We start from the raw sequence: 255 nt of genomic DNA on the forward strand, positions 1-255 counted from the left end.
GGCTATGTGCTCACGAATAATCATGTGATCGCCAACGCCGACGACATCCAGGTGCTGCTGTACGACGGCCGCGTAGCCAAAGCCACACTGGTCGGCGCCGATGAGGAAACCGATCTGGCGGTGTTGAAGATCATCAATGCCAGCAACCTCCCCGTCATCCAAATGGCTGATCCGAAAAAACTGCGCGTAGGCGATGTCGTGCTTGCCATCGGCAACCCGCTTGGCCTCAACCAGACGGTGACGATGGGCATCATC

1 protein-coding gene is annotated in these 255 nt (G+C 57.6%); it reads left to right on the plus strand.

Features of this window, described 5'->3' with window-relative positions; genetic code table 11:
* Nucleotides 1–255 (plus strand): S1C family serine protease (locus P9273_RS32155; RefSeq protein ID WP_278052595.1); only part of this gene is annotated, 255 nt, incomplete at both ends.

It is taken from the genome of Mesorhizobium sp. WSM4935 (assembly GCF_029625735.1).
Taxonomy (GTDB): Bacteria; Pseudomonadota; Alphaproteobacteria; order Rhizobiales; family Rhizobiaceae; genus Mesorhizobium.